Origin of the sequence: Orlajensenia flava (assembly GCF_004801905.1) — a bacterium.
In the GTDB taxonomy this organism is placed as follows: Bacteria; Actinomycetota; Actinomycetes; order Actinomycetales; family Microbacteriaceae; genus Orlajensenia; species Orlajensenia flava.
In genome coordinates, this window is record NZ_SSSN01000003.1 from 809,568 (window position 1) to 831,708 (window position 22,141).

A 22,141-nucleotide genomic window follows, 5' to 3' on the forward strand; every position below is an offset into this window, starting at 1 on the left:
CCTACAGCAGGCCCTTCGTGTGCCACACCGTCTTCGTCTCGGTGAACGCCGTGATGCGTGACAGGGCGGGCGCCGCGGCATCCGGACCGTTCTCGGGCGCGAGGACGCGCTTGAGGGTCTCTGCCGCGTCGATCTGGAGCGCCACCCAGTCGAGGTCCCCTGCGCCGACGAGGTCGATGGCGTTCACATCGGCATGGCTGGCGAGCCACGGCGCGATCTCGGCGGGAGAACCGGTGAGGATGTTCACGACCCCACCCGGAACGTCGCTCGTGGCGAGCACCTCGGACAGGCTGATCGCGGGCAGTGGCATCGACTGGCTGGCCACGATCACCACGGTGTTGCCCGCGACGAGTGCGGGAGCGAGCGCCGAGACGAAGCCGAGCAGGGACGAGTCCTGCGGAGCGATGACGGCGACCACGCCCGTCGGTTCCGGTACGGAGATGTTGAAGTACGGGCCGGCGACGGGATTGCCGTTGCCCGCGACCTGCGCGTACTTGTCGGCCCATCCGGCGTACCAGACCCAGCGGTCGATCGCCGTGTCGACCTGCGCGGTGGCAGCAGCGGTGGTCACGCCCTCGGCGTCGGCGACCTCGCTGACGAACTGCGCTCGACGGCCCTCCAGGAGTTCGGCGATGCGGTAGAGCACCTGTCCGCGGTTGTAGGCGGTCGTGCCCGACCATCCGCCGACAGCCGCTCGGGCGGCGGCGACGGCGTCACGGGCATCCTTGCGGGAGGCCTGCGCGGCGTTGGCGAGGAACGAGCCGGATGCACTCGCCACCTCGTAGACGCGACCCGACTCCGAGCGCGGGAACTTTCCGCCGATGTAGAGCTTGTAGGTCTTCGGCACGGCGAGGCGGGTCACTTCGCAGCCCCCTTCCGTGCGGCCTTCTGAGATCGGGTGGCCGGCGCGGCGAGAGCGCTCGAGCCGGGCTTCAGATAGGCGGCGAGCCCGTGCACGCCACCCTCGCGTCCGTAGCCCGACTCCTTGTAGCCGCCGAACGGGCTCGCCGGGTCGAACCGGTTGAACGTGTTCGCCCACACCACTCCCGCCCGCAGCTGGTCGGCGACAGCCAGGATGCGGCTGCCCTTGTCGCTCCAGATGCCGGCCGAGAGGCCGTACGGCGTGTTGTTCGCCTTCGCTATCGCCTCGGCGGGTGTTCTGAACGTCAGCACCGAGAGCACCGGACCGAAGATCTCCTCGCGAGCGATGCGGCTGCTGGTCGACACGTTGGTGAAGATGGTCGGGGCGAACCAGAAGCCGTTGTCGGGGATGGCGCACTCGGCGGTCCAGCGCTCGGCGCCCTCGGCCTCCCCCACCGCGCTGAGTTCGCGGATGCGGTCGAGCTGCTCGCGCGAGTTGATCGCTCCGATGTCGGTGTTCTTGTCGAGCGGGTCGCCGAGGCGGAGCGTGGAGAGCCGATCCTTCAGTCGATCGACCACCTCGTCGTGGATGGACTCCTGCACCAGCAGGCGGCTGCCGGCGCAGCACACGTGGCCCTGGTTGAAGAAGATGCCGTTGACGATGCCCTCGACGGCCTGGTCGATCGGAGCGTCGTCGAACACGATGTTGGCGGCCTTGCCGCCGAGCTCCAGCGTGAGGCGCTTGTGCGTTCCCGCAACCGTCTTGGCGATGGCGCGACCGACGGCCGTGGAACCCGTGAAGGCGACCTTGTCGACGTCGGGGTGCGCGACCAGCGCGGCACCCGTCTCGCCCGCTCCGGTGATGATGTTGACGACACCGGCGGGAAGGCCGGCCTGACGCACGATGTCCGCGAACAGCAGGGCGGTGAGCGGGGTGGTCTCGGCGGGCTTGAGGACGACGGTGTTGCCCGCCGCGAGCGCCGGCGCGATCTTCCATGCCAGCATGAGCAGCGGAAAGTTCCACGGGATCACCTGAGCGGCGACACCGAGCGCGGATGGCGCCGCCCCGAGGCCGGCGTGGTCGAGCTTGTCGGCCCATCCGGCGTAGTAGAAGAACCAGGCGGCCACGAGCGGCACGTCGACATCGCGGCTCTCCTTGATGGGCTTGCCGTTGTCGAGGCTCTCGGCCACCGCGAGCTCGCGGGCGCGCTCCTGTACGAGGCGGGCGATGCGGAAGAGGTACTTTCCGCGGTCGGCACCCGACATCCGCGACCAGGTCTTCTCGTAGGCGCGGCGTGCCGCAGAGACCGCCGCGTCGACGTCGGCCTCGTTCGCCGAGGCGATGGAGGCGATGTGCTCCTCCGTGGCCGGCGAGATCGAGGCGAACGGGGTGCCGCGGCCGGCGCGCCACTCACCGTCGATGAAGAGGCCGTAGTCGCTGCGCAGGTCGAGGATGGAGCGCGACTCGGGCGCCGGGGCGTAGTCGAGGAATGTCATGGTCGGAGCTCTCAGTCGATCGTCACGTAGTCGGGGCCGGAGTAGTGGCCGGTCGCCAGCTTCTGGCGCTGCAGCAGAACGTCATTGGTGAGGCTCGAGGCTCCGAAGCGGAACAGCGACGGCGTGAGCCATTCCTCCCCCACCGTCTCGGCGACGGTCACGAGGTATTTGATGGCGTCCTTCGACGAACGGATGCCGCCCGCGGGCTTCACCCCGACGCGCTCTCCGGTCATCCGTCGCCAGTCGCGGACGACCTCCAGCATGAGCAGGGTGACGGGGAGCGTCGCGGCCGGTGCGACCTTTCCGGTGGACGTCTTGATGAAGTCGCCGCCCGCGAGGATGCCGAGCCACGAGGCGCGACGCACGTTGTCGTAGGTGTTGAGCTCGCCGGTCTCGAGGATGACCTTGAGGTGGGCGGACGTGCCATCCGTTCGGCGGCAGGCCTCCTTGACGGCGACGATCTCGTCGTAGACCATGCCGTAGCGACCGGCGAGGAACGCGCCCCGGTCGATCACCATGTCGATCTCGTCGGCGCCTGCCGCAACCGCATCCGCGGTGTCGGCGAGCTTGACGGCGAGGGATGCGCGGCCGCTCGGAAAGGCGGTCGCGACCGCGGCGACGGCGACGCCGCCCTTCTCGGGGTCGCCGCGCGCGCTGCCGAGGGCCTCGACGGCGAACGGGACCATGTCGCCGTACACGCAGACGGCGGCCGTGCTTGGGCAGGTGGGATCGGCCGGGTCGGGGGTGACGGCCTTCGCGACGAGCGAGCGCACCTTGCCAGGAGTGTCCGCTCCTTCGAGCGTGGTCTGGTCGATCAGCCCGATGATGCGATCGAGCGCCCACGCCTTCGACGTGGTCTTGATGGACCGCGTGCCCAGCCCGGCGGCACGTTGCTCCAGGCCGACGGCGTCCACGCCGGGAATGCCGTGCAGGTAGCGACGCAGGTTGGCGTCCGTCGCCTCCCCGCCGATCACGGCGAGCGAGCGCTCGCCCTGGACGATCTGGGTGAGCGTCATGGTGTGTCCTTCAGAGAATGCTGAGCGGGATGGAGGGGATCTGCCGTTCGGTGCGGCGACGGCTCATCGAGCAGGCTGAGCGCGGTCTCCTCGTCGGTGATGAGCACACTGCACAGGTGGCTGCGCACGACCGCGGCGGCGACGGCATGCTTGGCGCTTCCGGAGATCACGGCGATGCTCGTCGGCGACGCCCGCAGTCGGTCGAGTCCCAGGCCGATGGTGCGCGCGTCGAGGCCCGGGTCCACGATGTTGCCGTCCGCGTCGATGTAGCGCCCCACGACATCTCCCACGGCGCCCTTGCGCACGAGTTCCTGCACATCGTCGGCCGTGAGGTAACCGCTGTCGATGTGAACGGAGTTGTCGTCGGCCGCGCCGGCGCTGAACAGGTAGGCCGAGGCGGATGCCGCCAGCTCGAGCACGGCGGAGACCGCACGGTCGTTCTCGATCGCCTCCTTGGTCTCGAGGCGTTCGAGGATGGCGGGGCTCGGCAGCAGGGTGGCGCTGCCCCCGCCCTTGTGCGCGATCGATACGGCGGTGGTGGCCGCCGTGCCCGCCCGCTTGTTGAGGCTCACCCCGCCGTTGATCTGCACGACGTTGACGCCGGCGGCCCATCCGTCACGCAGGTGCTGGGAGACCTCGAACAACGTGCGACCCCAGGAGATGCCGAGGGCTCGCGGGACCGGGCGCAGTGAGGTGAGGTAGTCGGCCGCGGCCTGCGCGGTGCGTGACTGCAACTCGTCCTCGCCGTGGACGCCGGCAGAGGAGACGACGATGGCGTCGCGGAGGCCGAGCTCGTCGCGCAGGCGGCGTTCGATCGGCAGGCGACGGGCTCGCGGATGGACGATCTCGATGCGGATGAAGCCGTTGGCTTTCGCCTGGGCCAGCAGCCGCCCGACCTTCCAGCGGGTCAGCCGCAGGACCTGGCCGATCTCGTCCTGGGTCTTGTCCTCCTCGTAGTACAGCTCCGCCGCGCGGATGCTGAGGAGTTCATCGGAGGCGACCACCCGACCAGCCTAAGCACCTGCGCTGCTCGTCTCAACACTCGTGCGCGTCATTGCTCATATGAGCAGGGAGGTCAGGAGCGCTGCTCGTCTTCGATCATGTGCGGGCGTGCCACGACCGCCCCGGCGAACGCCGCGCCGAGCGCGATGACGCCGAGGAAGATCAGCGGAACGGTCCATCCGCCGCTCACCTCGTGGAGGTATCCGACCAGGAGCGGCCCGAGCGCGCCGAAGGTGTAGCCGACTCCCTGGGTGAATCCGCTGAGCGCGACCGAACCCGCGTGGGTGCGCGAGCGGAGGTTGATGAGCACGAGCGCCAGGGGGAACAGCAGCGGGCCGAGGCCGGCGAACGCGACCCAGAGCCAGGTCGCCGTTCCCGGGATGAGCAGCAGTCCCAGGTCGCCGATGAGGAAGAAGGCGACCCCGGCATAGACGAGCAGCCCGACACGCTGCCCCATCCGTGTCGCCAACCACGGGACCAGCAGTCCCGCAGGCAGCCCCATGATGGCGTAGAGCGAGAGCAGCGCCCCGGCCTGCGTCGGCGTGCTGCCGGCGATGTCGTGCAGCATCTGCGGCATCCACGCGAACATCGCGTAGGCGTTCAGCGACGATGTGCCGAAGACGATGGCCATCGCCCAGGCCAGTGGCGAGCGCCACAACCGGCCGATGACGACGGCGTCCGCCTCATCCGGCTGATCCGCGGGGGTGCCCGTCCGATGGCGGACGACGAGGCTGACCCACGGGATGAGAGCGAGCACCCCGAAGATCGCCCACATGCCCAGCGACACCCGCCAACTCGAGCTGTCGGCGATCGGTACGGCGAGGATGGCCGGCAGGGTCGTCGAGATGGACAGGAGGACGACGTAGATGGAGGTGACCAACCCGATGCGGTCGGGGAAGTACTTCTTCACCAGCGGCGGCAGGAGCACGTTGCCGATGCCGAGGCCAGCGAACGCGAGGACACTGCCGAGCATCAGCCAGAGTTGGCTGGGCGCGAGGCCACGGGCGAGGTGACCGAGGGTGATCGCGGCGAGCGCGACGATGACCATGACCTCGAGCCCGAAGCGACGCGTGAGCACGGGTGCGAACACTCCGAAAATAGCGAAGCACACGGGCGGAAGCATGCCGAGCACCCCGACGACCCACACCGGCAGACCGATGTCGGCCCGGATCTCACTGATGATGGGCGAGAGGTTGGCCACTGCGGAGCGGAGATTGAGCGCGACCAGCAGGATGCCGGCGAGTGCGAGCGACCGTCCGGGGCCCACAGAGGTCGGGGCGGATTCAGCGTCACCGATCCAGTCTAGGCTGGGCGCCATGGCGGACTTCGCGCGCTACCTTCCGCTCAGCTACCGGCCCCCGCAGGACGAGTCGCAGGTGACGTCGCACTGGGGCCAGGACATCGCCGGCCTGCTTCGCGCGACGGCATCCCTCCTCGACGGTCGCCCCGAGAGCGCCTGGGAGGCCCCCAGCCTGAACCGCGGCTGGTCGGTGCGCGAGAGCGTCGGCTATCTCGTCGGGCGTCTCGGCACGCCGACGGGCGAACTCGTTCGCACCATCGCCTTCGCCACCGCCGAGAACGCGTTCCGCTCGCGCGCTGCCGCCGAGTCGCTCGCCCGTCGGGCGGCTTCAGCATCGACCGACGAACTGATCGCCTCGCTGCTGGGCATCGCCGAGGACAAGGCCGCCGGGCGCGGGCGCACCGGCATCCGCGAACTGGCGATCGCCACGGTGGGAGCGCTCGACATCGGCGGCGGCCTCGGCGCGCGCCTGCACATGCGTCCGACCGCATCGGGAGCCGTCGCACTGCGACGCGCCCTCGCCGCTCCCACCGAGATCACGGCAGTCGTACGGGGTCGCACCCTCACCGCGACGGACGCGGACTGGAGCTTCGGCCGCGGACCCGAGATGGCCGACACCGCCGAGAACATCCTCCGGTTCCTCTACGGCCGCAGCGACCGCGCCCCCGGGATGCCCTGACGCGACTCAGCCGACGGGCTGCAGCGGATGGATCGCCGGCGGGGCGGCGAGGTGCTCCCCCGCCGCGGCGAACGCGGCAGCGATGTGCGGCGTCCGCATGTGGGCGTCGAGATCCTCCTGCGACCGCCAGCGTTCGACGGTGACGAACACCGTCGGGTCCGCAGCCGAGACGGTGAGGTAGTAGTCGATGCAGCCCTCCTCCGCGCGGGTGGGCTCGACGAGCTCGGACAGCGCCTCGCGCACGGCGTCCTCGGACCCGGGCTTGGCAGTGATCAGGGCGACGACATCGATGTCGGGCATGGTTCTCCTCGTCTCCCCCGGCTCCGTCGCCGGCGGTGGTGAGCCGACTCTACGACGCCGACGGCCGAAGCGGCGGCCCGCAGCCGAGATCCGGGCCCGAGATCACGCCAGGATCGCGCGAGCCCGCTCGACGTCGTCACGGATCTGCTCGATGAGCGGGTCGATGCCCGTGAACGCCACCTGGCCGCGGATGCGCTCGGTGAACTGGACGGTCACGACATGGCCGTAGAGGTCGAGGTCCTCGTCGATGACGTAGGCCTCCACCTGCTTCTGCGGCACGCCCTCGAAGGTCGGATTGTTGCCGACGGAGATCGCAGCGGGATAGCTGACGCCCCCGTCGATCAGACGACCGGCGTAGACCCCGTCGGCCGGTATGAGGCCCTCGCTCTCAGGTGAGAGGTTGGCCGTCGGGTAACCCAGCTCCCGGCCGCGCGCGGCTCCGTGGACGACCTCGCCGCGCACGGAGGGCGTGTGACCGAGCAGCCCGGATGCCGCTACCACGTCTCCGTCGTCGAGCAACCGGCGGATCCACGTCGACGAGACCCGATGCTCCCCATCGGGACGAACATCATCGACCACCACCACGCGGAAGCCGCGTTCGGCGCCGGAGGCCTTCAGCGTCTCGACGGTGCCGGCGCCTCGAGCCCCGTAGCGGAAGTCGGCGCCCACGAGAACCGTGCGTGCGTGCAATACTCCCGTGAGCACGGCGTCGACGAACTCATCGGGCGTCTGGGCGGCGAACGCCTCATCGAAGGCGAGCAGCACGGTCGCATCGACGCCCGTTTCGGCGAGCAGTTCCAGCTTCTGCTCGACGCTCACGAGCGAGACCGGGCAGAGCTCGGGACGCAGCAGGGCCAGCGGGTTGCGGTCGAAGGTGACGACCACGGAGGCGAGGCCCTCCGCATCCGCGAGCTCGAGCATCCGTCGGATGACCGCCCGGTGGCCCGAATGGACGCCGTCGAACTTGCCGATGGTGACGACGGATGCCGGCCAGTCGGCCGGGACCTCGTCCAATCCGGAGAACGTGTTCATGCGGCATCGTCCAACGGGACGGGCGCGGGGCGGTGCTTCGCCAGGTACCACAGCCCGAGGATCGGCAGCACCAGCGGGACGAACAGGTAGCCGGCCCCGTACACCGTCCAGACGGTGGAGGTGCGACCGAACGGGCTGCCGGTTCCCGCGCCGAGCAGGTCGGGCGCGACGAGGGTGATGGTGCCGATGACGAGGACGCCGATGAGCTCGAACGAGATCGCCGCCCACGCGACGCGGTACCACGCGCTACCCCGGGCGACCAAGGAGATGGTGGCGACGATGTAGACGAGTGCGGAGAGCCCCGACAGCGTGAACGCGACCGGTGCCTGGTCGAAACGCTCGATGATCTGCACCGCGGTGCGTCCCGTTGCGGCGAGCGCGAGGATGCCGTAGACCACGACGAGCAGCCGCCCGACGCCGCTGATGCGCGTGTTCCGGGCGGGAGCGTGAGCGTGGCTGGACGGAGTCATGGCGTCTGCCATTATCCCAGTCCCCGCTCAGGCTCCCTGCACGGTCCAGATCTGCCACATGCGGGCGACCATGACGGCGACAGCCAGTGCGGCGACGCCGAGGATGACGGTGCTCCAGCGGCTGCGTTCGACGAGGGCCCAGCCCGCCGCGGCGATCGGCAGCAGGGCGGCCGACACGAGGTAGACCCAGAACTCGAGCAGGCTGCCCGACGGGCGGTTGCCGACGAACGGCGCGACCACGCCCACGACCACCTGTGCGATGAGGAGCAGCTCGACGAGGGCGAGCGAGCCGATGGTGAGGTCGTTCGGCTTGCGGCCGACCAGCCCGAGGATCACGCAGAGCGCGCCGGCGAGCGACGCGACGGCGACCTGGGTCCAGGTGAACCACTCGATCACGAGGCGCGCTCCTCATCCGGCGGGAAGTTCACGATCGAACGGGCCGTGCCGCCGTGGAACTCGACGAGGCCGACGAGTCGCCCGTCGGGCGCGATCGCTGCCTGCGGCCCGGCAGCTTGCTCGCCGCCGAGCGCGAGCTTCTTTCCGTGGCCGAGGTCGACGGCCTGCTGCTGGTCGAGGTCGAGCACCGGGAACAGCCGACGCGCGGCGTCCGCTGGCCCGATCAGTTCCTCGGCGACGTTCAGCTCGTCCAGCGTGCGGGCATCCGTCACCGTGAAGGGACCGATGCGGGTGCGGCGGAGAGCGGTGAGGTGGCCGCCGACACCGAGCCCCATGCCGAGGTCGCGCGCCAGGGCCCGGATGTAGGTGCCGCTCGAGCACTCGACCCGTACGTCGAGGTCGAGGTAGCCGTCTCGCGTCGCGCTCGAGAGCAGCTCGAACGCCGAGACCGTGACCGGACGAGACGCGAGCTGAACCTCCTCACCCGCGCGAACCCGAGCGTAGGCGCGCTTGCCGTCGACCTTGATGGCGCTGACGGCGCTCGGCACCTGCTCGATATCGCCCGTGAGACGCGCCATGACGCGGCGGATGGCGGTCTCCTCCACCGCTGCGACGCTCTCCGCGCGTGCCCGTCCGAGCTCATCGCCCTCGGCGTCATCCGTCGTCGTCGATGACCCCAACCGGATGGTGGCTGTGTACTCCTTGGCGGCGCCGACGACGTAGGTGAGCAGCCGTGTCGAGCTCTCGATGCCGAGGATGAGCAGGCCGGTCGCCATCGGATCGAGCGTGCCGGCGTGGCCGACCTTGCGGGTGCCGGCCAGGCGGCGCACCCGCGCGACCACGTCGTGACTGGTGATGCCCTGCGGCTTGTCGACGAGGAGGATGCCGCTCGCAGGGCGTTGATTCACGCGGTTCAGGCTATCAGCGGGCCGCGAGCGACATGCCCGCCCGGACGAGCGGCAGCTTGTCCTGGAAGGTGCACTCGAACAGCTCGGCGACCCGTGCGTCGGTGTCCAGTTGAGCACTCAGGCCCGACCCGATGAGGGTGTTGATCAGCATGCCCTGAGCGAGGAACTCGCGCGTCTGCTCCGCCGAGAAGCCGGCCTCCTCGCGCAGCTGGTCGTAGATGCGCATCAGGCCGATGCGGGCGACGGGGCCGATCTTCGGGTCGTGGCCTGCCCCGAACGCCTGCATGAGCGTGAGAAGGATGCCGCGGTCCGAGACCAGGCCGATGTACGCCCCACCGATGCGACGCGGGAGGGTCTCGGGGTCGTCCTCGAGCGCGATGGCCTCCCGGAACGTTGCCATGACCCGATCGCAGGTGCGCTCGATGACCTCGACGATGAGGTTCTCCTTGCTGCCGAACAGCCGCACGACGTACGGCTGGCTGATTCCGGCGGCGCGGGCGATGGTGTCGGTGGTGGCACCGCCATAGCCGAGCTCGCCGAAGACCTGGGCCGCCGCGTCGAGGATCTGCTCGCGGCGTTCGGCAGCGGGGATGCGATCTCTCGGCTTCATGCTTGACATGTTATCAGTCGATAACTACATTGGGGCTTGTAATCATACGATTACATCATCCGCTCTCGACCGGAGGTGCCCATGCCATCCACCACCCGACGCGTGCCGGTCTGGCTCGCCATCGTCGCGGCGTCGCTGCCCATGTTCATGGCGACACTCGACAACCTCGTGATCACGAATGCCCTCCCCGCGATGCGCCTCGACCTCGGTGCCTCGATCGAGGAGCTGCAGTGGTTCATCAACGCGTTCACCCTCGCGTTCGCCACCTTCATCCTCGCCGCCGCCGCGTTGGGCGACCGCATCGGCCGGCGCACGGTCTTCATCACCGGCATCGCGATCTTCACCCTCGCGAGCGCAGCGGCGGGCCTGTCGACCGAGCCGTGGCAGGTCATCGTCGCTCGGGCCGTCCAGGGGTTCGGTGCGGCCGGCATCATGCCGCTCTCGCTCACCCTCCTCGCTGGGGCCGTGCCCACCCGACTCCGGCCCGCAGCCATCGGCATCTGGGGCGGGGTCTCCGGCCTCGGCGTCGCGGTCGGGCCGCTCGTCGGCGGTGCGGTGGTCGAGGGCTGGAACTGGGAGGCGATCTTCTGGCTCAACGTGCCCATCGGCATCATCGCCATCCCGCTCGCCCTCCTCGCCCTGCCCAATACGCTCGGAGCGCGACTCCGCATCGACCTGCCGGGCGTCGCGCTCGCGGGCCTCGGCATCCTCGGGGTCGTCTACGGCATCGTGCGCGGTAACGACGCCGGATGGGACAGCGCAGAGGTCCTCACGTCGCTCATCGCCGGCGTCGCCCTCGTAGCCGCCTTCCTCGTCTGGGAGACGCGGACCAGGACGCCCCTCCTGCCGCTCCGCCTCTTCCGCGACCGCAGCTTCTCGGTGGCGAACGTCGTGGGGTTCTCGTTCAGCTTCGGCGTCTTCGGAGCGGTGTTCATCCTCATCCAGTACCTGCAGGTGGTCCAAGGAGCCTCCCCGCTCGAGGCCGGCGTCCAGACGATGCCATGGACGCTCGCGCCCATGGTCGTCGCTCCCCTCGCCGGATTCATCGCCCCTCGAGTCGGCACGCGGATGCTCATGGTCGTGGGACTCGCGCTGCAGGCCATCGCCCTCTCGTGGATCGCGCTCGTGATGCGCACCAACACGCCCTACCTCGAGTTCGTTCCCGCGTTCCTCCTCGCCGGAGCGGGGATGGGGCTGGTCTTCGCGCCCATGGCGACCGCCGTGCTGGCGCGGATGCCCTCCGACGATCACGCCAAGGCCTCGGGAACCAACTCCACCATCCGCGAGGTCGGCGTCGCGCTCGGCATCGCGGTGCTCACCGCCGTCTTCACCGGCGCAGGAGGCCAACTGACGCCCACCGGATACGTCGACGCTGCCATCCCGGCGGTGTTCACCGGGGCGGCCGCCCTCGTGCTGGCCTTCGTCGCGGCGCTGTTCCTGCCGGCTGGCCGGTCGAACTCCGGGGCCCACCCAGTGACGGAGTCGGCTGACGACGCCGCCCTGGCCCTCGCCGGTGACGCCCCATCGCGACCGGCAGGCAACATCCCGGCACGTTCGGAGGCCCTACCCTCGAAGGCATGAGGATCGGGATCATCGGGGCCGGCGCGCTCGGCGGGACCTTCGCGGTGCTGCTGGAGCGGGCCGGCCACGACGTGCACGTGACGGCCCGAGGTGCGGGGCTCGCCGCGATCCGCGCTTCGGGCATCCGCCTCTCGGGTGGTTTCGGCGAGGCATCGGGTCGACCGGGTGCCGGGCCGCTCCTCGATGGTCGCTTCGACCTCGTTCTCGTGTGCGTGAAGGCGCAGGATGCGGAGGCGGCCATCCTCGACAATGCCGGGACGATCGACGGCTGCCCGGTGATCGTCGTGCAGAACGGCCTCGACGGCGTGTCGACGGCCCAGCGCCTGCTCCCCCGCTCCGACTGCTTCGGCCTGCTCTCCATCATCGCGGCCAACTACACGGAACCCGGTGTCGTGCGCATCACCACCCGGGCCACGAGCTACCTCGGTCGCGGCAGCGGTCGGGCGGATGCGGCCTCCGTTCGGTGGGCGGCCGAGCTCAGCCGCGCCGTCCCGGTGAAGGCGATCGACGATTTCGTCGGCTCGCAATGGACGAAACTCATCGTCAACATGGTCAACGGCCTCCCGGCCATCGTCGGCCGCCCCGTTCAGGACGTCATCGCCGACCGGGCGATGCGACGGGTGATGACGGCGAGCATGCGTGAGGCGGTGCGCGTGGGCATCGCCCGCGGCATCCGTTTCGGGTCGCTGCAGGGCCTGTCCGACGCGCGACTGCGACTGCTCGCGCAGCTTCCGCTCGGGGTCGGTCAGCTGCTGCCGTGGCTGATGGGCCGGCGGATGGGGTCCGTACCGAACCTGGGTTCGACGCAGCAGAGCCTCCGTCGCGGTCAGCCCACGGAGATCAACTTCCTCAACGGCGCCGTCGTCCGCGAGGCGCAGGCAGCGAGACTCGGCGCTCCGGTGAACGCCGCCATCACCACCCTCGTGCACGAGGTAGAGGCGTCCGGACAGCCGCTGTCCCGCGACGAGGTGCTCCGCCGCATCCGGGTGTGACGGCCGGGTTCCCGCTGCCATCGAAGGCGCCTTCGCATGGACTTCGGCTCCGATACAGGCTTGCCTCCGCCGAATCCTTCACACGGCGGGCGAAATGCCTTCACACGGGAGGGGTCGGCGACGCTCAGCAGGCGTCGAGGAAGACACGGCGCGGGCGCGACGGCTCGGTGTCGTCGATCACCGCCGTGGCCAGGGATGCGGGGTCGTCGTCGCGGTGGTAGAGCGCGTCCGCGGCATCCGTCACCGGGGCGTCGAGGTAGGCGCTCCAGTTCCACTGGGCGCGCAGCTCGGGACGGTTGATGAAGCGTCCGTCGATGATGAGAGTGGCATCGGGCGGCCCGGTGAGCCACTTCGGCTCGATGCGCATGTCACGACTCGGATCGAACGCGGCGGTGACGAAGCCCGTGCTGCCCGCCAGCCTGAAGGGCTCCAGGAGCACGCGACGGAGCACGGAGTAGTCGAATCCATAGCGGTAGTAGCGCTCGGGGGTGTCGGCACCGAACGCGTTCTGCTCTGCGCGCGTGCGGTGGAAGAACTCCAGCGACGCCCGGAACACCGGATGCCCACGCTCGCGGAACACGGAGGCCAGGTCGTCGCCGAACTCGCTCTTGCCGCTCCGCAGCGGCCCGTCGATGGCGATGATGGTGCGCCCGCGCCCGTTGTTGTGCAGGATCTCCTGCGCGAGGTCGCGCAGGAACCTCACGCGAGGGGTGGCGACGAGCTCCATGCACAGAGCCTACGGCTTACGCTGGGACGGATGTCCCCGATCGCCGCCGCCGTGAACGCCTGGTTCCGCGCGGAGGGTCGCGACCTGCCGTGGCGGCGACCCGGGTTCACGCCGTGGGGAACGCTCGTCAGCGAGTTCATGCTGCAGCAGACGCCGGTCGCGCGGGTGATCCCCCAGCTGGAGGCGTGGCTGCAGCGGTGGCCGTCGCCGAGCGATCTGGCCTCCTCCCCGGCCGGCGACGCGGTGCGGGCGTGGGCTCGGCTGGGCTATCCGCGCCGGGCGTTGTGGCTGCACGGCGCAGCGACGCAGATCGCCGAACGACACGATGGAGTCGTGCCGAGAGACGTGGACGCGCTGCTCTCCCTCAGCGGAATCGGCGACTACACCGCGCGAGCGGTGGCCGTGTTCGCCTACGGCGAACGGCATCCGGTCGTCGACACCAACACACGCCGTGTGATCGCCCGGGCGATCGAGGGACAGGCGGATGCGGCTCCGCCGAACAGGCGCGACCTCGCCGCGATGGATTCGCTGCTGCCCGACGACGACGTCGATGCTCGCGTGTTCAACGCCGGAATGATGGAACTCGGCGCCATCGTGTGCACCGCGCGCAGTCCGCGATGCGAGGTATGCCCGATCGCCGCGCAGTGCGCGTGGCGCGCCGCCGGCTATCCCAGCTACGACGGTCCGCGGAAGGCCGTGCAGAAGAAGTACCAGGGCTCGGACCGCCAGGTGCGTGGCGTCGTCATGGCCGAACTGCGAGCGACCCACCGACCCGTGACGCCGGCCGAGGTGAGGGCTCTGTGGCCGGACGCCGCCCAACTGGATCGCGCCATCCGTGGCTTATTGGCCGATGGCCTGGCGGTGGAGTCCCCCGACGGCTACCAGCTCCCCTGACGGACTCTCACCCGTCGAGAACGCACTTCTTGCGGGTGCAGAGTCGCTCGCACCCGCAAGAAGTGCGTTCTCGACGGAGGGGGTGAGGGGGTTAGTCCTCGTCTAGCTCGCGCGGCTTGACGTACGGGTCGGCGTCGCCGGCGTACTCCGCTGTCGACGCCTGGGCCGTCGTCGCGGTGTCGCGCTCGTGGGCCTCGCGGAGAAGCCCCTCGATGAGCGCGGCGTTCTCGGGGATCGCGTCGAGTTGGAACGCCAGCGTCGGCGTGAGCCGCGCCGTGATGTTGCGTCCTACCTCGCTGCGCAGCATCCCCGTCGCAGCGGTCAACGCTGCAGCCGTGTCGGCGCGCTCCTCGTCGGTTCCGTAGACGGTGTAGAACACGGTGGCGTTCTGGAGGTCGCCGGTCACCTGAACATCGGTGATGGTGACGAATCCCATGCGGGGGTCGCGGACGCCCTTCTCGAGGCGCTTGGCGATGATGACCTTGATGCGGTCGGCCATCTTCCTGGCGCGTGCCGGATCAGCCATGGTGCACTTCCTTTCCCGAAGGATGACTTCCCGAAGGATGTCGGGCACGGGGCCCGGACCGCGTGGTCCGAGCCCCGTGCGAGCCGACTACACCCGCGGCTTCTCCTTGAGTTCGATGGTCTCGATCTCGTCGCCGATCTGGATGTCGTTGAACTTGCCGAGACCGATACCGGCTTCGAAGTCCGTGCGCACCTCGGTGACGTCGTCCTTGAAGCGACGCAGCGACTCGATCGCCAGGTTGTCGCCCACGACGATGCCCTCGCGGATGACGCGTGCCTTGGCGTTGCGCGTGATCGTTCCCGACCGCACGATGACACCGGCGATGTTGCCGAACTTCGAGGAGCGGAACACCTCGCGGATCTCGGCGACACCCGACTGGACCTCTTCGAACTCCGGCTTGAGCATGCCCTTGAGGGAGTCCTCGATCTCGTCGATCGCGTTGTAGATGACCGAGTAGAACCGCACGTCGACGCCTTCACGAGCGGCACGCTCGCGCGCCTTCGTATCGGGTCGCACGTTGAAGCCCACGATGATCGCGTTGTCGATCGTGGCCAGGTTGACGTCGGACTCGGTGATCGCACCGACACCGCGGTGGATGATGCGCAGCTGCACGCTGTCGTCCACCTCGATCTTCGTGAGCGACTCCTCCAGCGCCTCGACGGCACCGGAGACGTCGCCCTTGATGATGAGGTTGAGCGACTCGACCTTGCCCTCTTCGAGAGCACGGGTGAAGTCCTCGAGCGAGATGCGCTTGCGGGCCTTGGCAAGCTGGGCGTTGCGCTCGGCTGCCTCGCGCTTCTCGGCGATCTGACGGGCCGTGCGGTCGTCATCCGTCACTAGGAAGGTGTCACCGGCGCGCGGGACGCTCGAGAGGCCCTGCACCTGCACCGGACGCGCGGGGAACGCCTCGTCGACGGCATTGCCGTCCTCGTCGGCCATCGCTCGGACACGGCCGTAAGCCGTACCCGCGACGATGGAATCTCCGACGCGCAGCGTTCCCGACTGGATGAGCACGGTCGCGACGGCGCCGCGACCCTTGTCGAGCTTGGCCTCGATGGCAACGCCGCGAGCGTCCTTGTTGGGGTTCGCGCGCAGGTCGAGCCCGGCATCCGCGGTCAGCAGCACGGCGTCCAGGAGCTCCTGGATGCCGATGTTGTTGCGTGCGGACACGTCGACGAAGATGACGTCTCCGCCGTACTCCTCGGCGACGAGGCCGAACTCGGTGAGCTGCTGGCGCACCTTCTGCGGGTTGGCGTCTTCCTTGTCGATCTTGTTGACGGCGACGACCACGGGAACGCCGGCGGCCTGGGCGTGGTTGAGCGCCTCGATCGTCTGAGGCATGATGCCGTCGTCGGCCGCGACCACGAGGATCGCCATGTCGGTCACCTGGGCACCGCGGGCACGCATGGCGGTGAACGCCTCGTGACCCGGCGTGTCGATGAAGGTGACGGCGCGCTCGAAGCCCTCGTGCTCGGTCCACACCTGGTAGGCACCGATGTGCTGGGTGATGCCACCCGCCTCACCGGCCACCACGTTGGCGTTGCGGATCGCGTCGAGGAGGCGCGTCTTACCGTGGTCGACGTGACCCATGACGGTGACGACCGGCGGACGGATCTCGAGGTCCTCATCCGTCTCGTCGGAGAGCTCCTGGTCGAGGTCGATGTCGAAGCCCTCGAGCAGCTCCTTGTCCTCCTCCTCAGGAGAGACGATCTGGATCTTGTATCCCAGCTCCTCGCCGAGCACCTGGAAGGTGGCCTCGTCGAGCGACTCGGTCGCCGTGGCCATCTCACCGAGGTGGAACAGCACGGTCACGAGCGAGCCGGGGTTGGCGTCGATCTTGTCGGCGAAGTCGGAGATGGATGCTCCGCGGCGCAGACGGATGGCGGTGGTGCCGTTTCCGCGGGGAACGCTCACGCCGCCGAGCGACGGGGCCTCCCGCATCTCGAATTCCTGCCGCTTCGTGCGCTTCGACTTGCGAGCCTTGCTCTTTCCGCCACCGCGACCGAAGGCACCGGCGGTACCTCCGCCGGGTCCGCGACCACGACCGCCGCCACCGGCAGGGCGAGGTCCGCCGAAACCACCGGCGCCGGGAGCTCCACCGGCACCGCCGGGACGCTGCTGGAAGCCGGGACGTGCACCGGCACCGCCGGCGCCGCCGGGACGCTGCTGGAAGCCGGGACGCTGGCCGAAGCCGCCCGGGCGGGCACCCTGACCGGGACCGCCGGGACGCGGGGCACCGGGGCGGGGAGCGGAGGGACGCGGGATGTTGCCGGGGCTGGGACGCTGGCCCATTCCCTGCGCGCTCGCGAACGGGTTGTTGCCCGGACGCGGGATGTTGGTGGGGCGCTGGCCCATGCCCTGGTTCGACGCGAACGGGTTGTTGCCCGGACGCGCGCTGGTGCCTCCAGGACGCGGTGCGCCGGGACGCGGTGCGGTCGACGGCGTCGCGGCGTCCGCTGCGGGGGCGGCCGCCTTCTCGTCGGTTGACACGGCAGCGGCCTGCTCGGCCGCAGCCTTCTCAGCGGCGGCGCGCTGCTCGGCCTCGGCCTGACGCTCGGCGACCGTCTTCGGTGCGCTCGGCATCGGGGCGGCGGGTGCTTCGTCGTCTGCGGCGGGAGCCTGCGTGACGGGCGCTGCCGGCTTGCGGGGTGCCGGGGCGGGGGCGGCCTTCGCTGCGGCAGCCTCCTTGTGGGCGACGCCGGCGGCCTCGAGGGCAGCCTTGAGTCGGCGGGCGACCGGCGGGGCGATCGACGACGACGGCCCCTTGACGTACTCCCCCAACTCCTTGAGCTTGTCGAGGGCGATCTTGCTGTCTACTCCGAGCTCGCTGGCGATCTCGTGCACACGTGGATTTGCAGCCACAATTCTCCTGTCTCGGGTCTGCACCCGGACAGGGGCAGACCATTAGTAACGGACGGTACTCACTTCGAGCCGCTCATTAGTGGTCCATTAGCCGTTCAGCCTGTTCTCTAGATCGGTCGCATCCAGCTGGCCGGCTACCCGTAGTGCACGCCCGAAGGCCCGTTTGCGGACTGCCAGCTGAAAGCACGATGCAGTCGGATGCAGCCACGCTCCTCGCCCGGGCAGAGTCGCGGTCTCATCGACCACGAGTTCTGATTCCCCGGCGACGATTCTCAGAAGTGAGGACCTCGGGGCGCGCGAACGGCATCCGATGCACGTTCTGACGGCATCCATCGTACCCCCATTCGCCGCTCTCACGATGCGCGCGGCTCGCCCGGCGTCGTCGCGGTTCAGTCGCCCTCGAGGATCGAGTCGGGCTGGATGTCGATCTTCGCCCCCGTGAGCTTTGCGGCCAGGCGGGCGTTCTGCCCTTCCTTGCCGATCGCGAGCGAGAGCTGGTAGTCGGGGACGAGAGCGCGCACGGCCTTGAGCGACGCGTCGACGACGTAGGCGCTGGTGACCTTCGCCGGCGAGAGCGCGCTGGCGACGAAGGCGGGTAGGTCGTCGGAGTAGTCGACGATGTCGATCTTCTCGTTGTTGAGCTCGGCTGTGACGGCGCGCACGCGCTGCCCGAGCTCGCCGATGCAGGCGCCCTTGGCGTTCACTCCCGGCTCGGTGGCACGGACGGCGATCTTGGTGCGGTGGCCGGCCTCGCGGGCGAGCGAGACGATCTCGACGACGCCCGATGCGATCTCGGGCACCTCGAGCGCGAACAGCTTGCGGACGAGCGAGGGATGCGTGCGCGACACGGTGATCTGCGGACCCTTCGCCCCCTTGGCGACGCTCGTGACGTAGACGCGGATGCGCGAGCCGTGCGCGTAGTCCTCGCCCGGCACCTGCTCCTCGGGCGGGAGGATCGCCTCGACGCTGCCGAGGTCGACGTGGATCATCCGCGGGTTGGGGCCCTGCTGGATGACGCCGGCGACGATGTCGCCCTCGCGGCCGCGGAACTCCCCCAGCACGGCGTCGTCGGCGATGTCGCGCAGACGCTGGTTGATGACCTGCTTGGCGGCGAATGCCGCGATGCGCCCGAAGTCGCTCGGGCTGTCCTCGGCCTCGCCGACGATGTTGCCCTCCTCGTCGCGCTCGGGCACGAACACGGTGACGTGACCCGACTTGCGGTCGAGCTCGACGCGGGCACCGTCGGGGTCGATGTGGCCGTGGGCGTTCGGGTTCACGTGCTTGAGGTAGGCGGTCAGAATGGCCGACTCGATGATCTGCACGAGTTCGTCGAAGGGGATCTCCTTCTCGCGCTCCATCAGTCGCAGTACGCCGAGGTCGATATCCATCGCCGGCCTCCTCTATTCAGCTCTCGTGTTCACTTGTGCCCCGGCCTGGATTGCTCGGCGGGAACTCTCTAGGGTACCGGATGCGCGCCGCAGCGTTATACGGCGACGACGGATGCGCATCCGTCGTCGGCTTGGCGCCTCAGCGCGCGGCGAGCGCCTCGACGACCTCGCTGATGGCGACGGGCGTGCGCTCGCCGGTCGCCCGGTTCCACACCTCGACGATGCCCTCGGACACGCCGCGACCCGCGATGACGATGGTCGGGATGCCGATGAGCTCGGCGTCGCCGAACTTGACGCCGGGAGAGACCTTGGGGCGGTCGTCGTAGAGCACGCTGAGACCGGCGGCCTCCAGCGAGGCGCTGACGGCCTCTCCGGCGGCGAAGGCGGCCTCGTCCTTGCCGGTCGCCACGACGTGCACGTCGAACGGCGCGACCGAGGCCGGCCAGATGAGTCCCTTGTCGTCGTTGTTGCCCTCGGCGATGATCGCCAGGATGCGGGTGACGCCGATGCCGTAGGAACCCATCGTGACGGTGACGAGCTTGCCGTTCTCGTCGAGCACCTTGAGCCCGAGCACGTCGGCGTACTTGCGCCCGAGCTGGAAGACGTGCCCGATCTCCATGCCGCGAGCGAGCTCGACCGGGCCCGAGCCGTCGGGGGCGGGGTCGCCCGCACGCACCTCGGCGGCCTCGATGGTGCCGTCGGTGGCGAAGTCGCGCCCGGCGACGAGGCCGAAGACGTGTCGACCGTGCTCGTTGGCGCCGGTGATCCAGCCGGAGCCGTCGGAGATGCGGGCATCCGTCAGGTAGCGGATGCCGGTGGCCGACTCCTCGCCGAGGATCGCACCCTGCTCCGACCACGGGCCGATGTAGCCCTTCACGAGGGTGGGGTTCGCCTCGAAGTCGGCCTCCGTTGCTGTCTCGATCTCGGCCGGAGCGAAAGCCACCTCGACGCGCTTCATGTCGATCTCGCGGTCGCCGGGGATGCCGACGACGACGATCTCGCGGTATCCGTCGAGGTGATCGAGCGCGAGGACGACGTTCTTGAGGGTGTCGGCGGCCGTCCACGCTCGACCGTCGGGGCGCGGGTGCGCGCTGTTGGCACGGTCGACGAGCGTCTGGATGGTGGGAGTGTCTGGAGTGTCGAGCACCTCGAGAGGCGTGAGGTGCTCGTAGGAGCGCGTGGGCGGCGCCGTCGTGACGTAGGCCTCGACGTTGGCCGCGTATCCGCCGGCTGATCGCACGAAGGTGTCCTCGCCGACGAGGGTCGGGTGCAGGAACTCCTCGCTGCGCGATCCGCCCATGGCGCCGGCATCCGCCTGCACGATGACGTACTCGAGGCCCAGGCGCGTGAAGATGCGCTCATAGGCGTCCCGCTGCGACTGGTAGGAGGCGTCGAGCCCGGCATCCGTGTAATCGAAGGAGTAGGCATCCTTCATGGTGAACTCGCGACCGCGGAGGAGGCCGGCGCGGGGACGGGCCTCGTCACGGTACTTGTCCTGGATCTGGTAGATCGACAGCGGCAGGTCCTTATAGGAGGAGTACAGGTCCTTCACCAGGAGCGTGAAGACCTCTTCGTGCGTCGGGGCGAGGAGATAGTCCGCGCCCTTGCGATCCTGCAGGCGGAAGATGCCGTCGCCGTACTCGGTCCAGCGGTTGCTCAGCTCGTAGGGCTCGCGGGGCAGCAACGCCGGGAAGTGCACTTCGTGAGCGCCGGCGGCCTCCATCTCCTCTCGGATGATCGCCTCGATCTTCGCCTTCACGCGCAGGCCGAGCGGCAGCCACGCGAACACGCCCGGCGCCTGGCGACGGATGTAGCCCGCCCGCACGAGCAGGCGGTGGCTGGTCACCTCGGCGTCGGAGGGGTCTTCGCGGAGGGTGCGGAGGAAGAAGTTGGTCAGGCGTGTGGGCACCCGCGTAGTTTACGGGGCCGCAGCGTGGCTGAGCGCGAGCGAGCACTCAACCACTCACCGTCGAGGTTTCACCTCGCTCCAATCGCGGTGAGAAGAGCAGCGGCTACGGCGGGCGCGTTACTCGGAAGCTCGATCCCCGCGCCTTGGATTGCGATCGCGTTCGCGCCGTCTGTCGCGTAAAGCCGAGCTTGCGGATTCGCGATTATGTACGCGACGGTTGCGCCGGCCACGGTCACGGGATGGGCGGCAGGATCCGAGGCTCGCGATACTACGGCCGCACCGGCCCCTGCTACCGCGTAGGTACCCAGGGATCCCGCCTGCGCGTCCGGCTCAGCCCAGTAACAGAAAGAATGACCAGGCTTGTGAAGCAGGGCTTGGAACCCTGCGGCCGGCATGTCGTTGCTCGACTGAAAGTTCATCGCGTCGAGTCGGGGTCCACCGAGTAGCGCGGCCGTATCGATCGCCGGGCCGAGTCTGCCGCAGTCCATCACCGTCGGCCAGGCCCCACTCGGCACGGTCCAAGAGAAGTCGACTGGAGCCGTTTTGGCGAGTTCCGCGGTCAACGACGACGACGCGTCGGCAGCGCCATCGCCATACGCAACGCCACTCAGCCAGACCGATCCAACCGTCAGGCTGAAACATGTGCTCGTGTCGGCATCGCTCGCACAATTGCGCTTTGTCGGAGGGGTCGACCGTATGTCGTCTGCTAGCCCGTCGGTGGGCACGGCAACAATGATGACGTCGGTTGTCTCTGACGTAGCGCCCCATTGGCAGATCAGCCCACCATGAGCGTTGACGACCCACCCGTATGGATCCATCGACTGCGAGTTGACCTGTTCGCTTCGACCGAAAGCCTTGCTCACTGAGGCGTCGCTCAATAACGACTGGCAATCGCCTCCGTAGAGAGGTCTGTCAACTGCTGACGCATTGGGCACGTCCATCGTTGGAGAAGGCAGGACGTCCGGGTGAGCTGAGGTGAGCGGTTCACTAGCGCAGCCCGCTAGGAGCAGAACTCCAAATACAACTGCACCGATGCGAATTTCCCCCATGAACATGGATGAAAGTTATCGGCATCCCGGATGCTCGCCCTCACGGATTCCGACCCCAATACGGGGGGTGGCGAACTCCTTCACGCTCCGAGCGATGGGCCACCGATGGTGGCGAGTCCGCCCCTCTGGGTCGCCGATGCAA

At 69.1% G+C, this 22,141-nt stretch carries 21 protein-coding genes; 4 read left to right on the top strand and 17 right to left on the bottom strand.

The genetic code is table 11. The annotated features are described in order from the left end of the window. Window position 1: 1 nt before the first annotated feature. From E6C70_RS05755 to E6C70_RS05775, 5 genes are all read right to left on the bottom strand, one after another. On the bottom strand, window positions 2-862 hold the full coding sequence (locus E6C70_RS05755; protein ID WP_136423078.1) for an aldehyde dehydrogenase family protein: 861 nt from the start codon (window positions 860-862) through the stop codon (window positions 2-4). Beyond that, on the bottom strand, window positions 859-2,358 hold the full coding sequence (locus E6C70_RS05760) for an aldehyde dehydrogenase family protein (protein WP_136423080.1): 1,500 nt from the start codon (window positions 2,356-2,358) through the stop codon (window positions 859-861). The genes E6C70_RS05755 and E6C70_RS05760 overlap by 4 nt, the downstream gene beginning before the upstream one ends. Window positions 2,359-2,369: 11 nt before the next feature. Continuing rightward, a complete protein-coding gene (gene deoC / locus E6C70_RS05765; protein ID WP_136423082.1) occupies window positions 2,370-3,374 on the bottom strand; it encodes a deoxyribose-phosphate aldolase in 1,005 nt (334 codons plus the stop codon). Then, window positions 3,371-4,378, bottom strand: coding sequence for a sugar-binding transcriptional regulator (locus tag E6C70_RS05770; protein ID WP_136423085.1), 1,008 nt, complete (start codon window positions 4,376-4,378; stop codon window positions 3,371-3,373). Before E6C70_RS05770 ends, deoC begins: the two co-directional genes overlap by 4 nt. Window positions 4,379-4,449: 71 nt before the next feature. After that, entirely contained in the window at window positions 4,450-5,694 is a 1,245-nt protein-coding gene (locus E6C70_RS05775) for an MFS transporter (RefSeq protein ID WP_136423087.1), read from the bottom strand. Here E6C70_RS05775 and E6C70_RS05780 point away from each other — a divergent pair. Then, window positions 5,693-6,355, top strand: a complete 663-nt coding sequence (locus E6C70_RS05780; RefSeq protein ID WP_136423089.1) for a hypothetical protein — start codon at window positions 5,693-5,695, stop codon at window positions 6,353-6,355. The two genes, E6C70_RS05775 and E6C70_RS05780, sit on opposite strands and share 2 nt — an antisense overlap. A 6-nt stretch (window positions 6,356-6,361) precedes the next feature. Here the strand turns inward: E6C70_RS05780 and E6C70_RS05785 are convergent, their stop codons facing one another. From E6C70_RS05785 to E6C70_RS05810, 6 genes are all read right to left on the bottom strand, one after another. Then, the gene (locus E6C70_RS05785) at window positions 6,362-6,655 is read right to left on the bottom strand and encodes a putative quinol monooxygenase (RefSeq protein ID WP_136423091.1); all 294 of its coding nucleotides are present in this window, start codon (window positions 6,653-6,655) and stop codon (window positions 6,362-6,364) included. A gap of 102 nt (window positions 6,656-6,757) precedes the next feature. Then, window positions 6,758-7,687 (bottom strand): bifunctional riboflavin kinase/FAD synthetase, encoded by a 930-nt coding sequence (locus tag E6C70_RS05790; RefSeq protein WP_136423093.1) that lies wholly within the window; start codon window positions 7,685-7,687, stop codon window positions 6,758-6,760. Further along, window positions 7,684-8,157: a hypothetical protein gene (locus tag E6C70_RS05795; protein WP_235833285.1), complete on the bottom strand. Its 474-nt coding sequence runs from the start codon at window positions 8,155-8,157 to the stop codon at window positions 7,684-7,686. The genes E6C70_RS05790 and E6C70_RS05795 overlap by 4 nt, the downstream gene beginning before the upstream one ends. 27 nt (window positions 8,158-8,184) lie before the next feature. Continuing rightward, entirely contained in the window at window positions 8,185-8,553 is a 369-nt protein-coding gene (locus E6C70_RS05800; RefSeq protein ID WP_136423097.1) for a hypothetical protein, read from the bottom strand. Beyond that, complete coding sequence (gene truB / locus E6C70_RS05805; RefSeq protein ID WP_136423100.1) at window positions 8,550-9,461, bottom strand: tRNA pseudouridine(55) synthase TruB; 912 nt, start codon at window positions 9,459-9,461, stop codon at window positions 8,550-8,552. Before truB ends, E6C70_RS05800 begins: the two co-directional genes overlap by 4 nt. Before the next feature lie 13 nt (window positions 9,462-9,474). Further along, window positions 9,475-10,071 carry a TetR/AcrR family transcriptional regulator gene (locus E6C70_RS05810; protein ID WP_168770861.1) on the bottom strand — a complete coding sequence of 199 codons (597 nt, stop codon included), beginning with the start codon at window positions 10,069-10,071 and terminating at the stop codon, window positions 9,475-9,477. 81 nt (window positions 10,072-10,152) lie between these two features. Here E6C70_RS05810 and E6C70_RS05815 point away from each other — a divergent pair, with 81 nt between their 5' ends. Together E6C70_RS05815 and E6C70_RS05820 are read left to right on the top strand one after the other, a co-directional pair. Then, the gene (locus tag E6C70_RS05815; RefSeq protein ID WP_136423103.1) at window positions 10,153-11,652 is read left to right on the top strand and encodes a DHA2 family efflux MFS transporter permease subunit; all 1,500 of its coding nucleotides are present in this window, start codon (window positions 10,153-10,155) and stop codon (window positions 11,650-11,652) included. Further along, on the top strand, window positions 11,649-12,644 hold the full coding sequence (locus tag E6C70_RS05820) for a ketopantoate reductase family protein (protein WP_136423105.1): 996 nt from the start codon (window positions 11,649-11,651) through the stop codon (window positions 12,642-12,644). The genes E6C70_RS05815 and E6C70_RS05820 overlap by 4 nt, the downstream gene beginning before the upstream one ends. 124 nt (window positions 12,645-12,768) lie before the next feature. On the opposite strand, the gene E6C70_RS05825 is transcribed toward E6C70_RS05820, so the two are convergent. Then, the gene (locus tag E6C70_RS05825) at window positions 12,769-13,371 is read right to left on the bottom strand and encodes a nucleoside/nucleotide kinase family protein (protein WP_136423107.1); all 603 of its coding nucleotides are present in this window, start codon (window positions 13,369-13,371) and stop codon (window positions 12,769-12,771) included. A gap of 30 nt (window positions 13,372-13,401) precedes the next feature. Here E6C70_RS05825 and E6C70_RS05830 point away from each other — a divergent pair, with 30 nt between their 5' ends. Then, the gene (locus E6C70_RS05830; protein ID WP_136423109.1) at window positions 13,402-14,265 is read left to right on the top strand and encodes an HhH-GPD family protein; all 864 of its coding nucleotides are present in this window, start codon (window positions 13,402-13,404) and stop codon (window positions 14,263-14,265) included. A 91-nt stretch (window positions 14,266-14,356) separates the two neighbouring features. On the opposite strand, the gene rbfA is transcribed toward E6C70_RS05830, so the two are convergent. From rbfA to E6C70_RS05855, 5 genes are all read right to left on the bottom strand, one after another. Then, on the bottom strand, window positions 14,357-14,791 hold the full coding sequence (gene rbfA, locus E6C70_RS05835) for a 30S ribosome-binding factor RbfA (protein WP_136423111.1): 435 nt from the start codon (window positions 14,789-14,791) through the stop codon (window positions 14,357-14,359). Window positions 14,792-14,878: 87 nt separating this feature from the next. Further along, window positions 14,879-17,653: a translation initiation factor IF-2 gene (infB, locus tag E6C70_RS05840; protein WP_235833286.1), complete on the bottom strand. Its 2,775-nt coding sequence runs from the start codon at window positions 17,651-17,653 to the stop codon at window positions 14,879-14,881. 87 nt (window positions 17,654-17,740) lie between these two features. Further along, window positions 17,741-17,986: a YlxR family protein gene (locus tag E6C70_RS05845; RefSeq protein WP_136423113.1), complete on the bottom strand. Its 246-nt coding sequence runs from the start codon at window positions 17,984-17,986 to the stop codon at window positions 17,741-17,743. Window positions 17,987-18,042: 56 nt separating this feature from the next. Next, window positions 18,043-19,041 (bottom strand): transcription termination factor NusA, encoded by a 999-nt coding sequence (gene nusA, locus E6C70_RS05850; protein WP_136423115.1) that lies wholly within the window; start codon window positions 19,039-19,041, stop codon window positions 18,043-18,045. A 139-nt stretch (window positions 19,042-19,180) separates the two neighbouring features. Then, window positions 19,181-20,950, bottom strand: coding sequence for a proline--tRNA ligase (locus E6C70_RS05855; protein WP_136423117.1), 1,770 nt, complete (start codon window positions 20,948-20,950; stop codon window positions 19,181-19,183). Between the last annotated feature and the right edge of the window lie 1,191 nt (window positions 20,951-22,141).

What these genes read in the sequence shown, in the direction of transcription:
- E6C70_RS05815 (WP_136423103.1), top strand. Translation starts at nt 10,153, where the DNA reads ATGCCATCCACCACCCGACGCGTGCCGGTCTGGCTCGCCATCGTCGCG.
- E6C70_RS05790 (WP_136423093.1), bottom strand. Translation starts at nt 7,687, where the DNA reads ATGAACACGTTCTCCGGATTGGACGAGGTCCCGGCCGACTGGCCGGCA.
- E6C70_RS05795 (WP_235833285.1), bottom strand. Translation starts at nt 8,157, where the DNA reads ATGACTCCGTCCAGCCACGCTCACGCTCCCGCCCGGAACACGCGCATC.
- E6C70_RS05760 (WP_136423080.1), bottom strand. Translation starts at nt 2,358, where the DNA reads ATGACATTCCTCGACTACGCCCCGGCGCCCGAGTCGCGCTCCATCCTC.
- E6C70_RS05820 (WP_136423105.1), top strand. Translation starts at nt 11,649, where the DNA reads ATGAGGATCGGGATCATCGGGGCCGGCGCGCTCGGCGGGACCTTCGCG.
- E6C70_RS05825 (WP_136423107.1), bottom strand. Translation starts at nt 13,371, where the DNA reads ATGGAGCTCGTCGCCACCCCTCGCGTGAGGTTCCTGCGCGACCTCGCG.
- rbfA (WP_136423111.1), bottom strand. Translation starts at nt 14,791, where the DNA reads ATGGCTGATCCGGCACGCGCCAGGAAGATGGCCGACCGCATCAAGGTC.
- E6C70_RS05830 (WP_136423109.1), top strand. Translation starts at nt 13,402, where the DNA reads ATGTCCCCGATCGCCGCCGCCGTGAACGCCTGGTTCCGCGCGGAGGGT.
- E6C70_RS05775 (WP_136423087.1), bottom strand. Translation starts at nt 5,694, where the DNA reads ATGGCGCCCAGCCTAGACTGGATCGGTGACGCTGAATCCGCCCCGACC.
- deoC (WP_136423082.1), bottom strand. Translation starts at nt 3,374, where the DNA reads ATGACGCTCACCCAGATCGTCCAGGGCGAGCGCTCGCTCGCCGTGATC.
- E6C70_RS05785 (WP_136423091.1), bottom strand. Translation starts at nt 6,655, where the DNA reads ATGCCCGACATCGATGTCGTCGCCCTGATCACTGCCAAGCCCGGGTCC.
- E6C70_RS05780 (WP_136423089.1), top strand. Translation starts at nt 5,693, where the DNA reads ATGGCGGACTTCGCGCGCTACCTTCCGCTCAGCTACCGGCCCCCGCAG.
- E6C70_RS05845 (WP_136423113.1), bottom strand. Translation starts at nt 17,986, where the DNA reads ATGGATGCCGTCAGAACGTGCATCGGATGCCGTTCGCGCGCCCCGAGG.
- nusA (WP_136423115.1), bottom strand. Translation starts at nt 19,041, where the DNA reads ATGGATATCGACCTCGGCGTACTGCGACTGATGGAGCGCGAGAAGGAG.
- E6C70_RS05810 (WP_168770861.1), bottom strand. Translation starts at nt 10,071, where the DNA reads ATGAAGCCGAGAGATCGCATCCCCGCTGCCGAACGCCGCGAGCAGATC.